7 protein-coding genes are annotated in these 13,151 nt (G+C 59.5%); 2 read left to right on the top strand and 5 right to left on the bottom strand.

What is annotated here, in order from left to right; all coding sequences use genetic code 11:
• Positions 1–2: 2 nt before the first annotated feature.
• From ELS24_RS03710 to ELS24_RS03700, 3 genes are all read right to left on the bottom strand, one after another.
• Positions 3–4,844: an RHS repeat-associated core domain-containing protein gene (locus ELS24_RS03710; RefSeq protein WP_127183431.1), complete on the bottom strand. Its 4,842-nt coding sequence runs from the start codon at positions 4,842–4,844 to the stop codon at positions 3–5.
• An 11-nt stretch (positions 4,845–4,855) separates the two neighbouring features.
• Positions 4,856–7,777 carry a type VI secretion system Vgr family protein gene (locus ELS24_RS03705; protein ID WP_127183430.1) on the bottom strand — a complete coding sequence of 974 codons (2,922 nt, stop codon included), beginning with the start codon at positions 7,775–7,777 and terminating at the stop codon, positions 4,856–4,858.
• Between the two features lie 146 nt (positions 7,778–7,923).
• Positions 7,924–8,442 carry an Hcp family type VI secretion system effector gene (locus ELS24_RS03700; RefSeq protein ID WP_127183429.1) on the bottom strand — a complete coding sequence of 173 codons (519 nt, stop codon included), beginning with the start codon at positions 8,440–8,442 and terminating at the stop codon, positions 7,924–7,926.
• Positions 8,443–9,320: 878 nt separating this feature from the next.
• On the opposite strand from ELS24_RS03700, the gene ELS24_RS03695 reads away from it, so the two are divergent.
• Both ELS24_RS03695 and ELS24_RS03690 read left to right on the top strand, forming a co-directional pair.
• Positions 9,321–10,580: a tyrosine-type recombinase/integrase gene (locus ELS24_RS03695; RefSeq protein WP_127183428.1), complete on the top strand. Its 1,260-nt coding sequence runs from the start codon at positions 9,321–9,323 to the stop codon at positions 10,578–10,580.
• Between the two features lie 90 nt (positions 10,581–10,670).
• Complete coding sequence (locus ELS24_RS03690) at positions 10,671–11,471, top strand: transcriptional regulator domain-containing protein (protein ID WP_127183427.1); 801 nt, start codon at positions 10,671–10,673, stop codon at positions 11,469–11,471.
• A gap of 490 nt (positions 11,472–11,961) precedes the next feature.
• Here ELS24_RS03690 and ELS24_RS03685 read toward each other — a convergent pair whose 3' ends face one another.
• Both ELS24_RS03685 and ELS24_RS03680 read right to left on the bottom strand, forming a co-directional pair.
• A complete protein-coding gene (locus ELS24_RS03685) occupies positions 11,962–12,813 on the bottom strand; it encodes an IS3 family transposase (protein WP_165720955.1) in 852 nt (283 codons plus the stop codon).
• Complete coding sequence (locus tag ELS24_RS03680; RefSeq protein WP_050446432.1) at positions 12,780–13,094, bottom strand: DUF1153 domain-containing protein; 315 nt, start codon at positions 13,092–13,094, stop codon at positions 12,780–12,782. Before ELS24_RS03680 ends, ELS24_RS03685 begins: the two co-directional genes overlap by 34 nt.
• Between the last annotated feature and the right edge of the window lie 57 nt (positions 13,095–13,151).

Genomic DNA, 13,151 nt, shown 5'->3' with positions numbered 1-13,151 from the left:
CTCTATGGCAATAAAACAATTCCGAGGTCCATCCCCCTACCTGACTCAACAAGAGTTACAAACTCTTCCGTGCCATTAGGCAGTTTTTTAGATACATAATTCATCCCTTCGCCTCTATATATCTCCATAACTGGCTGGCCTTTTTTAATCGTCCCCTGCCCGACATGAGTTAACTTCCCATTATCTCGAAGCGTTTCAATATCCTTAAGAAACTCAGCACCTTCACTAGTTTTCCATTTGGGATATTTCTTGCCGAGGCTTTTTTCAAGAATATCTTTATGCCGAATAAAATGATCTTTAAAGTTTTTACCCGCGCTTATACTGCAAGCAGCTAATCCGAGAGGATCAACATAGGCCAGCGGATTTTTGACATAGGCATACAGATTTACCCCCCCCGCCAGCCCTATCGGGTCCTTCGCAATAAACCGTCCGACCTCCGGATCATAGTACCGGTGACGGTTGTAATGCAGCCCGGTTTCTTGATCCCAATACTGCCCCTGGAAGCGGATCGGATTCCGTATCCCCGCCGCCTGCGCGGCGCTTGAGATCACCTCCCTCGCCGCGCCCCAAGCCTTGTACTGCGCGCTCCAGACGATCTCGCCTTGCGCATCCGTCAGCTCTTGCGGCGTGCCCAAGTGGTCGCACTGGTACCAGGCGAGCGCGTCCAGCGGATCCGGCTCAGGCGAGGTCGTCCACAGCGGATCCCGATCAATGTCATACGCACCCGCATACTCCGGCTGCTTGTGCAGCAGCACAGGTTTCCTGCTAATGGCCTGCGCCAGCGGCACAAAGCTGCCCGGCTCATACAGGTAGTGCGTCGTTTGGCTCTCGCCGCCTTCCCAGGCCAGTGTGTCGCCGTCCCAGCCGTATAGCGTGGTTGTGCAACCCGCGGCCTTGTTCGCACGCGCACGTTCTGCCTGGCGCTGCACATGCGTCATGCCCGGGCGCTCGCGCCAGTGGGCTTCCGATTGCTTGATCAGGCGGCGGCCCAAGGCGTCGTACTGGTAAGTCACCTGCAGCGTATCGTTGCTGTACCCCGTCAAGCGATTGAACAAGTCCCACTCGAAGCGCGAGCGCTTGCCGTGCTGCAGCTTTTCGATGAGGTTGCCGCGCGCATCGTATTGGTAGTGCGTGCCGGCGTACTCGCGCAACAAGTTGTCCAAGCACGCCGAGCGCTGGCGATAGGTGTAGACGGGGCGGCCCATACCCAAGGTGCCCTCTTCGCCCCGCGCGCTTGCCGGGTCCACCAGGTTGCAGGCCGGGTCGAAGGCGAAAGTCTCTCTGCCAAGGCCGCTGGTGGCTTCGAGCAGCCGCCCGACCGGGTCATAGCGATAGGCCTGGGGGCCGCGGCGGCTGTCCTGGATCGCCTCGAGCTGGCCTGCGGCGTCGTAGCGGTACCCACGTTGCAGCAAGCGCTGAGTGCGGCCGTGGCCGCCTGCGCGCGCAACGGCGTCAGGCGTGCCAGGCAACGCGGCCATGCCGGAGGTGCCAGAGATGCCTGGCATCCACGCAACGCTCTGCTCGGCCAGCCGCCCCATCGCGTCCCAGGCTTGCGTCTGCACCAGACGATTCCCCTGGTGGCGCTCCACCTCCCGGTGCAGGTCGTCGCGCTCGAAGTGCGCGAGTTCGTGCCCGTCGATCAGCATGCCGTGCACGTGGCCGGAACCGTAGGTCAGCAAGCTGACTCGATGGCCGTCCGGGCGAAGCGTGGCGATGCGCTGATTCAGTTCGTCGTACTCGTGCTTCCAGACTGCCGTAACCGGCGCCGGCAGGCTTTGGTAATGTTGATGTTCGCGTGTAAGGTTGCCTGCGGCGTCGTGGAACCATTGCAAGCGGCAGGCGGGATTTTCCGCCAGGATCAGGCGGCCGTTGCCGTCGTAGGCGTAGCGTTCGGTCTGCGTACCGGCCGCTTGCGCCGCCGTGCCGGTGGACGGGACATAGGGGCGCGCATGGCGTTGCGTGACGCGTCCCATGGCGTCGAACGCGAGTTCGATGATGCGGTCGCCGTCTTGTGTGGAGAGCAGCGTACCGCTGGCCGGGTCATAGTGGTAACGCGTGGCCTGATCGTCGAAGCCGCGCTGCTCCACTAGGCGTCCTGCCGGATCGTACGCAAAACGGGCTTGCCTGTCGTTCTCGTTGGCCAGGGTAGTCAGTTGGCCGAGTTTGTCCCATTGATAGTGCAGCGTGTAGCCAGCGGCGTCGCGGCGTTGGGCGACCAGGCCCGCCGCGGTATAGCTCCATTGCGTGCGCCGACCCAGCGCGTCGGTGTGGGCAAGCAGACGGCCTTCGGCGTCGCGCTCGAAGCGTTCCTGGGTTTGATCAGGGTGAGTGATGCTGGCCAGGTTCCCCGCTTCGTAGACATAGCGCGTGGCATTGCCCGCCGCATCGGTGAACTCTCGCAACTGGCCTAGTTCGTCATAGGCCCAGGCGCTGGTCTTGCCCGAGCAGTCGGTGTACTGCTTGATTTGGCCGGCAGCGTTATAGGACAACTGCTTCTGGCCGCCCCGAGCGTCCTTTACGGCGACCGGATTGCCGGCGCTGTCGTAGGCATATTCGGTCTTGTTGCCCAGCGGGTCGATCGTCTCGGTCAGGTAGCCGCGCGGGTTGTAGTCTCGCTGCCACAAGCCGCCCTCGGCGTCGCGGATCTTGAAGAGCTGGTCGCGGTCGTCGTAGGCGTAGTGCATCGTCGTGCCATCCGGGCGCATATGCTCCAGCAGATTGCTGCGCTCGTCGTATGCGTAGCTATCGGTGCTGCCGTCGGTGTGGACGTGCGTGACGATGTTCTTGGCGTCGTCGCGGTAAAACCACTCGGACAGCCCGTCAGGGTGCACGATGCGGTAGGTGTAGCCCAGGATATCGTAGTAATGCTCCGTGACTTGGCCCAGAGCATCCGTGACATAGGTCAGGCGAATTTCGGGATGCCAACGCAACTGGGTATCGAAGCTACCGTCGTCCGCCCATTCCCGGATGGCTCGCGCCATAGGCCCCGTGCCGTTCCACTCCAGGTTCATGCCACGCCCGGTGCGGTCCGTGTAGCGGGAGATCAGGTGATTCTGGTATTCATAGCTCCATTGGTGTTCGTGCTCGTCGCGCGCCTGCGCCAGGTCCCCCTGTTCGTCGTATCGGTATTGCGCCAACGGGCGTTTCAACTCCCCGCCCACGATCAGCCAGAGTGCGATGATTCGTCCCTGGGCATCCGGTTGCGTGCCAACATGCGTGTGGACCTCATCGTCTTGATACGTGATGAGGTCCGACAGGACTCTGCGTCGGCCCACCGAGTGTTGATAGTGCAGCGCCACGCGGGCGCCACCACGCAAGTGGATGCCGGTCAGGCGGAAGCCACGCCCGTCTCGTTGATAGGTCGCACGCCGCTCATAGCCTTCGGCCAGGGTCAGTTCGCTCTCCGATACGCGCACCAGCGTCAGATTCTCGATCGGGTCATAGTGAAACTTGCCAATCGGGGGGAGCGGAAACGCGTGCGTTCGGCCGTCAGCGGCGTGATAGCGCAATTCCTCACGGTCCACTCCCGATGTCTTGACGTCAAAACGCGTCGTGAATTCGTTAACCCAACGTGCCCCCAGCGAGCCTTTGTCGTAGGCCGCCAGATTGGAGTAGTAGGTTCGCGACCAGTTCAGCGGGAAAGGTCCGGGCAGCGAGAAGTCCGTGTGCGTGAAGCTTTCGGTGCCCATGGCAAAACTGATGCTGCAGCAGGTGGCCGGGCAGGCGCCATTTTTTTTTCCGTTGGCATTTTGACGGGCTTTGCGCTGGCGCCGAATGCGGGCCAACCGCATGGATCGGGCAATCCGCCGGGCCTGGTTCGCCACGGCGGGACGCACGTTTGCGCCGATGGCGTAGCCTTTGCGCTGGCGCCAGAGCAGCACGGCCACGGACAACTGCGTCAGCAACGTGGCGATACTAGCCGTATTTCTTTCGTCACCCACCGACTGTATGCCCTGGTTGACCGCCGGGGCCAACTGATTCAAACGACTCGCGCCTCCCAGGATCAGGCGCTTGGCCTCGCGCGGGATAAGCCCCTTGGCCGTGTTGTGTACGGCCATTTTTCCACCGCCCCAGAAACTACAAAGAGCGCCCCAGGCATCCTCGAGCGCAGCAGTAGGGTCGTCCAGAATCTTGTCCTGTGCCGAAGCCCAAAGCTGGTCGGCTTTTGCAAACGCCGCTTCGGCCTTTTCGGGCTTGGTCAGGCTTTCCAGCCCCAGGGAAATTGACTTGATGATTTCTTCGGCTTTGTCTCCGGCATCCTTGAGCAACTGTTGCAGGCGAGCCTGAGCCTCTTCGGCGAATTGCTCGATATCGCCCGCAATGTTCTCGTTCAGGTGAGCCGCCAGCACGCTGATGATGGCATCGCCCAGACCGGCCTTGGCTTGCCGCGCGAGTTCCTTTTGCACCAGGAACAAGGCCGGACGCAAGCTCATACGCGCCGCCGCGGTACCCGGCGCGGGAATCACCCCGAACAAGTTGATGCCCAGGCTGACCCAATCCGTAAACTGGCGCCGCTGACTATCGCTTAACTTGATGATGTCGCTCACGGCATCCACCAGCGCCATGATATTGCCCAACACGGGCACTACCCCCGCGGCGGCCGCCAAACGCGGCAACGTGATGATATCGTTGCTGTTCTTGCGCAGCCAGGCGTCAAAGGCATTGACGCCAGCTTCCACATCTTCCACGGCGATCGTGTTGAGCGGCGCCACGACGCCCTGCGGGCCGTCCAGCTCTTCGTCGCTCCACTCCTTGCCGTCGTTCTCTGCTTCGGCTTCCTGATATTCGGCTTCGGTGTATTCCTCTTCCATCGGAGGCGAGTTCGATTGCGTACCGGTAATCATTGTTGAGGCTCTTATCGTTTTTGGATCAGGGTTTTAGCTGCAGCGCGCGCGGCGCCAGCATCGGGCCTGGCGGCGCCCGCACCGAGCGGGCTTGCCGCCTTTTTTCCAAGCTGCACGAGTGCAATGGACGGCTGTGCCTGCCGGGCCGCTGCGGATACACCCGGCTTTGCGGTGTCGGCACGCGCCGCTAACAAGGCCGAAGCACTTTTCACGCCGTCAATCACACCGCCCGAGATAGCCGAAAAATTGGGTGAACTGACCAACTGTTGCGCCTGGCGGGCGAATTCCACCGCCTGTTGAGCCTGTTGCGCGGCACCAGCGATCTCGCCTGCCAGGGACCGGATTTGCGCGGGCAGCGCCGCAGCATGTGAAGAGCCGCTCGGCCACACCGCGCCTCGCTTGTAATTTGCGATGTCCCAAGTGTCGGACGGGTCTTTCCCGAACGCGACGGTGGCCGGCCCTGGTGCGGCTCCCGACACGGCCGCAAACCCCTGCCCATCCAGCGTGCCCTTGAACACCTTCCCCAACGCATCTTCGACTTCAAATTCTCCGGCCTTGAACCCCTTGTGGTTGGCGTATTTGTTGAACAGTTCCAGACTGCCCTTAGCGGGCTTGGGTTCGTCCGGGAACGCCCCCGCCTGGCTCTTGGGGCCGCTGAAGTTCACGTTGGTAGCGTGCACCTTGTACGGCCCGCTGGTCGCGTGCGTGATGCCGCCAGCGTTGTAGGTCGTGCCGCTGCCGCCCGCGTTGATCACGAGTTCTTCCTTTGCGCTGATCGTGATGCGAGTGGCGCTCATCGTGATATTCAACTTGGCCAGCACGTTGATGCTGTCCTTGAGCGCCTTGATGTCGATGTCGCCCGCCGCGGCGACCAGGCGGTATCCCAGGCTCTGCACGAAGAAGCGCATGCCGCGGCTGGCACTCGCCAGGAGGCGCTTGCCAGCCGACACGCTAGTGTGGCCGGTGCTAGAGAGCGCAACGTGTTCGCCGCTTGCTATGTGAGTCGATCCCGGCGTGCTCGCGGCAATCCCAACGGGACTGGCCAGTACCAGATGCGGTGCGCTGAGTTCCGGGTACTGATTGGACTGCGGATTGCCCGGGCCTTGCCCCTGAATATCCCGATGCTGGGTTTGCAGCGCTTTAGCCACCTCGTCCTGATCCCCTGCCTCTTGCGCCATGAGCTCGCGCGCCATGCTGGCGAAGGTCTCTTGCTGGTCGCGCGCAACAGACAGGCGCTCGGCAGTTTCGGGCAGATCCTTGTGATGCTCGCTGGCGTTGGCGCGCATTTCGGTGGTAAGCAGCATGCCCCCGCCCGCGCGCAACACGCCGTGCGCATCCGTGCGCAGCTCGAAGCCTTCGCCGCGCGGCACGCCGCCCGAGGGCCGCGGATGCGTGAGATAGCCGATGTGCAATGCCGTAGCCGCGTGATCGCTCATCAGCGCCGCGCTGATCTGCCCCGAGGTGTCATCCAGGCGCAGTTCGTTGGCGCGAATGCCTTTATGTTCCTTAGTTTTGACGGTACTCAAGATGTTGTGCCGGGGCAGTTCGTACGGCGGCAAGTTCGTCGCCCGATAGGTGCGGCCGACGATAATCGGCTGATCGCAATCCCCATCTACCGCGTCAACGATTACCTCCTGCCCGATGCGCGGTATCGCCATGTGGCCCCAGGCCTCGCCCGCCCAGTTCTGTGACACACGGATCCAGCACGAACTGTGCTCGTCGCTCTTACCTAGGCGATCCCATGGGAACTGGACCTTCACGCGGCCAAAGGCGTCGCAGTAGATCTCTTCGTTGGGCGGGCCCACGACCGTCGCGATCTGCGGACCGTCGATGCGCGGCTTCGGAGCGGGTTCGGGTTTCCAGTCCACTTTGTCCGGGACGATGTCGGCCGCGTAGCGGTACTGAGTTCCTTGCGATGCCTCGGACCCTTCTTCCTGCTGGCTCGTGTGCTGAACGCCGTGGTGCCGCATGCGCACCGGACGCCAGCCATGGTTCCAGTCTTCTCGTGGATGACCAATAAGATCAAAGGCCACGCCAGGGATTAACCGTGCGTCGTCGCCTTCGACTCGCGCCATGCGCGCGTCGCGACGCAGGCCCAGAAGGCGGCTCTGGGTAAACGGCTTGCCCGCCTCGTCGCGCTTGTAGCGGCCCGGGTAGTCATAGCGCTCGTAGCGACAATCTTGATGTTCCAGGTCCGTGGCGACGAACGAATGTTGCTGATCGTACCTGGGATTCGTGTAGGAATAATCAGCTTGAGTGCTACGGGCGGTTCGCACATTTTCGGCGTAAGTAAACCTGCGCAGCGCTGGCTCGGGCTGATCGCCACCGGGCGCAGGGTTGTACTCAACCGGCCCGCCTTCAATCTCCCCATGTATGTAGATCCGATCGCCATGGATCAGCCGATGGCCCTTGTCCGTGTGCACAAAGCGGTAAAAGAATCCTTCTTCCGCCGCCAATCGGGCAAGGAACTGCAAATCGGTGTCGCCCGCCTGCACGCAGTATTCGCGCGGCAGGTGCTCGTTGGTCGTAACCTGTTCGTAGTCCGTGATGCCGTGCGACTTGATGACCTGGGCAAGGATCTCGGGGACTGACTGCTGCTGAAAGATGCGCCAGTCCGAACACAAATCGGCGCGCGCCAGGGCCGGTTCCACGACGGCGCTATAGCGCGTCCGCCTGAACCCACTATCAGATTGCAGGAAGCTCGAGATAACTCCGTGAACGTAGCGCACGGGTTCCTCTCCGCGCCAGATCGTAAAGAGCGCGGGCTGGTCCAGCACCGCGCCGAAGTCCACCGCGGGGTCGAAGCTCGATAGTTCCACGCGCAATAGGAAGGTCTCGGACAGGGCTTCGTCGAGCGTGAACTCCACCACTTCGAAATCCACGCCAACTGCTATCGCGGCAAACGTAAAGCGCATATTGGATAAACGGGGCATGTCGCGATCCTGAACCCCCGGAACGCAAAGCCAAGCGTTCCGGCGGCATATGAACAAGAAGAAGAAGACGGAATCCCCGCTCACGGCAACTCCGTTCCTGGCTGACACAACGGGCCCGGACGCTCACGCCCAGCCCCGAGGCAGGATCAGCTTTCCAGCGGCTTGCGCCAGTCATCCGAGGCCTCCGTACCCGCGACTGTGTGCGTCCAGGTGATCTTGCGGTAGGCCATGGCCACTTTGATCAGCTGCGTGTAGTCCGATTTGCTCGGGTCTTGCGCGTGCGGCAGCACACTGGTGATGTCCACGATCGTGGCGTCTTCCAGTTCGGTGGTGAAGAAGTGCTCCTGTTTGCCGTCGATGGACGTGCGGTACCACTTCACTTCCACCTTGGGCAGCATTTCGCCAGCGGCCAGGGCCTGATACATCAGGGGCGTGGCCTTGTTGAGCGCGCTGGTGAAGGTGAATGGCTTGTGCACGCGCTGGCCGGAGGGCTGGCCGCTTTGCGGGTCGGTCGGGGTGTTGACGCGGTGCTCAATCTCTTGGACCAGAATCTGGTCTTCGTGACCTTCTACATAGACGTTGCCGACCGAGTCGGCGGTGAAGGCGCCCTGGGTGATGTTGCCCTGGGTCTTGCCAGTTATGCTGATGTAGGCGGGAGTAGGCATGAATGGAATCCGTTGTCGTCGTAAATGGGCGCAAGGGCCGGAATGCATCCCGAAGGAGGCGGTACGATGACATATGCAAAATTCGTGCCAGCATTATTTATTCAAAATAAACCCATATAAATCAATTGCTTGGCAACTGTTCCGGTGTGTTTTTGGTTTCTGTTCGCTGTCATGAAGCCAAAAACCCGGGGGTTTTCATGAAAAATCGGGCCAAATTTGGCCCTAAATTTCATAACCTATTGATAAATAACGAAATTTAGCGGGTCAAAGTTGGCCCAATCGGGTCAAAATTGGCCCGCTCTATCTGATGGAACCCGCTTCGGAGGCAAATCGCGTTGAAACTTTCTTAGAGCGCATGGGCTACGAGCCTATGTACGTGACTTAGCGCTTCCTGCCCCCCGCAGAAACTGATCTTCGGCAAGGCTGCCTGGTTGAGATGCATACCGCCAATGGGCAGAGGCGTCACTAAGCGCGTATCGGTCTCCTCCTTGTGTTCCGTAGCGCATGTGATGAGTGGCTATGCCGCATGAAGAACGCTAAACATGCGCAGATTCTGCTGGGTCAATACACCAGAGCCAACCGCCAAATTTTTGATAGCCATTTGTAAACGGCAAACAAAAAGCCCTTGATTTCTCAACGAAATCAAGGGCTTAGATGCGTTCTTGGCGGACAGAGGGTCTCTCTCAAGAAACAGCGCTAATCGCCACTATTGACCAAACTACTAGTAGACCGCTCGGCCGCTTGATGCTGGCGTCTACGCCATTATCCGTTGTGGTTCGCCAACATCGACGGCATCTTTGATAGTTGGTTTGATAGTTGAAAGCGGATTCTAGCCATCGAACTGAGTATGCTTCCGTGGGGTTCTCAAGGAGCGACAAGTGCGCGGCGCGATCAATAAACTCAGTGATACCAAGATAGAAGCAAAGCTCAAGGAAGCGAGGAAGGCCATTGAGCAAGGCCTAGGCAGACCCATCCTCCTCGGAGATGGAGGTGGTCTGACACTCCAAATCACAACCAGCGGCACCTCGTCATGGCTCTACCGGTACATGCGCAATCGCAAAGCCATAGCGATCGGACTTGGAAAATATCCCGATGTAAGCCTGCGCCTAGCACGCGAGCGAGCTTCAGAGCAGCGCCAACTTCGGGCGGAGGGGCTCGACCCCGCTGACCAAAAGCTTGCCAAAACGGCGGAAAAGAAAGCAGCCGCATCTAGCGTTAAGACTTTCGACGATTGCGCCGCCCAGTACATCGCTGACCACCGCGCTGAGTGGAAAAGCACTAAACACGCCCAGCAATGGCGAAACACCCTTGCGACGTACGCCTCGCCGCACATTGGAACCAAAGCCATCTCGGCGATTACGACAGTAGATATCAAGCTCGTTCTAGCGCCGATATGGAATATAAAGCACGAGACAGCGACGCGCTTACAGGGACGAGTAGCCGCTGTTCTAGACTGGGCAACCGCGCATGGTCTTCGGCAGGGCGATAATCCAGCGCGATGGAAGGGGCATTTAGAGCACCTTTTGGCGAAGTCCACGGAATCAAGCCGTGCACAAAAACACCATGCCGCACTGCCCTATTCGGAAATTCCTGAGTTCTTACGCCGCCTTCAGGCCCAAGACGGTAGCGCACGCTGGGCTTTGGAGTTCTTAATCCTCACGGCCGGTCGCACGTCCGAAGTGACTGGGGCACATGTTCGCGAGATCGATCTAGAAAGAGGGATGTGGACCGTCCCGAAAGAGCGTATGAAGGCAGGCAAAGAACACCGAGTACCGTTAACGCCCCGGGCTCTGACTATTGTCGAATCCCGTTTGCCGCTTGCAAATGGAGGCTTCCTCTTCCCCGGAGGTCGGATGGACAAACCATTATCCAACATGGCGATGAGCATGCTACTACGCCGGATGAGCTACGACGCTATCACCGTGCACGGATTTAGAAGCACTTTTCGGGACTTCGCCGCAGAAATGACTACACACGACTTCAGCACTGCGGAAGCGGCGCTGGCTCACACAATGCGAGACAAGGTGGCGGCCGCGTACGCACGTACCGATCTGTATGACAAGCGCGCAGCCCTCATGAGTGAATGGGAGCAGTATTGCTACCGCAGCGCCTCGCCAGCGCAGTTGGTTAACGAATAGCTTCGCAGACCACAGATGACAACGAAGCAAGCACTTACGCGGTCGGCGGCGACGTCCCGAGCTCGGGATGTGGGGTTTCGGCCTCGCGGTATGACCCACTACACACCGAAATACAGCATCGAGACGGGCGACCTCTTCGCCGAGGAAGCTCGGTACGGGCATCTGGATGACTCGACTTCCTATGCTGAGTATGCCTGGGAGTTCCTACGCCGAAACTCGTTTTATCAAAGGATGATTGACAACACAGCCCCTCAACACATTGAACTATGGGGCTATTTGCCCAGTCCGGGTCACCTGCCACACTTCGGCGTTTGTCGTCCGATCCCCTACAGGAACAAATATTCCACCAGCATCCGCTGGGAGCCCATCGAGCAAAGTCGCTTACTGATACGAGAAGCGATTATGAAAACGGCTGGATTAGGTCCGGCGAACCAGCCAATCATCGAGGTCAAGGGACCACAAACAGCATTGGTCATCGACCTATCAGAACAATTTGGGCCCGATTGCATAGGTCTCAGGCATCAACTGGAAATCGCGGTTGAGGAGCTGGCTAGTTGGATGACTAAGAAACAGCTCAAAGAAGAGCACATCAAGCCAAGTAAACGCACGCTCAGGACATACCTACAAATGGCCGACTGCTTAACGTATCCGCAACGCCTCTGGGCCGAGAGCATTAAAGGTTACGGCCCGGCCCACCTTATCACCGTGGACCAAGCCGCAGAGCACCTTCTGTTCGAAGCAGTGACATTCCGTTTATTGTCCGAAAAGCTTCGCGAAGCGGAGTTCAAGCGGCGTCAGGACCGTGCCTACAGATACGCCAAACAGGCTTGGGACTACATCTACAAATGGAAGTGCCTAAATCTGCTGACCTACCCAGACAAAGCGGCATAAAAAAATTTTTTGTCTGACTTTAATTAACTAAAATAATCAGACTTTCCTGCCTGGCCTATGCGTTCTACCGGTTCCCGTTGGAATAAGCTAAATCAGAAGCTCGCCGGCCCCAAGTCTGACTTATACCGATAGATTTAGTCCGACTTAAGCCGTTTTAAATGGAAGTCCATATCGTCAGAATCTCTACATCGCCGCTTCAGACGGCTTCATTGATGGAGATTCGCCGTGACCACCAACCTCAACACATCGCGTAGCCTGTTCAGCGCCGCGCCCTCTAACACTTCGTCAGCCGCTCTGCTGCAGCACGAACAGCCATCGTCGTCCCCTCCCCGCCTTATCCCCATCGAAAGCGTAAGCCACATCTTGGGGCTGAAAAACTCGGCAATCCACGCCAAAGTCGCTTCTGGCGAACTTCCGCCGCCCATCAAATTCGGAAATAGCCGTCGTGCCGCAGCGCGGTGGTGTAATGACCCAGCAGAACCTGCTCAGGTTAAGCGGCTAATGCAAATGCCTCAGCCGGGGTCTTCATGCCGAGCGCCTGGTGCGGGCGCCGGTGGTTATAAAAGCGTATCCAGTCCCCTACCACGCGGCTGGCGTGCTGGATGGTCTCGAAGCGATGCCGATGCGCGCATTGCTCTTTCAACGTGCGGATCACGCGTTCGACCATCCCGTTCTGTTGCGGGCAGTGCGGCGTGATGAACTCTTGGCGCAGCCCGTAGCCTCGCACCAACGCTGTATAGCTACGAGAGGTGAAGACCAACCCGTTGTCGGATCGCAGCAGGAACGGCACAGGCACGCGGCCCAGCGTTCCGAAGCGGGCGATCAGGGCATGTTCCAGTGCGCTTCCTGCGGTGCAGGCCTTGCCGCTGCGCGACAGATGCCAGCCCAGCAACTCCCGGGTATGGCAGTCAATCACCAGCGCCAGCGTCGCCCAGCCATCCCGACCCGCCCAGACGCGGCACAGATCCGTCGACCAGCGCTCGTTAGGCCTCGTGGCCACCGACGGCAATGCCTGGATCCGGGGCCTGAAGCCGATGGGCCGCTTACGGACCTGCCAGCCCATCAACTGGAACACGCGCTGCACGGTGTTCTTGTTGAACCCCAACAGATGCGCCACCGTTCGATAGCCAAACGACGGCGATTCTTCGATCAGCGCCTTGATGGGCGCGACAAACTGCGGATCGAGCTTTGGCGATGCCTTCACCGCCTTGTAGTAGACGGTGCGGCGAGGCACGTTGAACCAGCGGCACAGCTTGGCGATCGAGACGGTGATGCCGTCGGCTTGCAGTCCCTGGTGGATCGTCTCGATCACTTCTCGTCCTCGCCCAGCAGGGACTGCAATTTTTTTCTCGCGCGAAGCTCCAGCATCGCCTCGCCGTAGGCCTCTTGAAGGTCCTTGAGCTGGCGCTCGTACTGCTCGCGCACGTCCTGTGGATTGGCCCGCAAGGCATTCTCCATGCCCCGCTTGCCATCGTCGACCCACTGTTCGACCTCTGAGGGCGACAGGTCGTATTGGCGGCTGGCCTCTGCGACGGTGACCTTGCCTTGAATGATGTCCAGCACTAGCGCGCTCTTGCGCTTGGCCGTCCAGCGTTTGATGTCGTCTTCCATCTTCATGCTCATCGTCAATTCCCTCGATTATGACGTGAGCAGGTTTTCACTGGGTCATTACAGTGGATT

The organism is Achromobacter spanius (genome assembly GCF_003994415.1).
In the GTDB taxonomy this organism is placed as follows: Bacteria; Pseudomonadota; Gammaproteobacteria; order Burkholderiales; family Burkholderiaceae_B; genus Achromobacter; species Achromobacter spanius_C.
The sequence above is the reverse complement of the archived record's forward strand: the minus strand, read 5'-3'. Positions and strand labels throughout refer to the sequence as shown.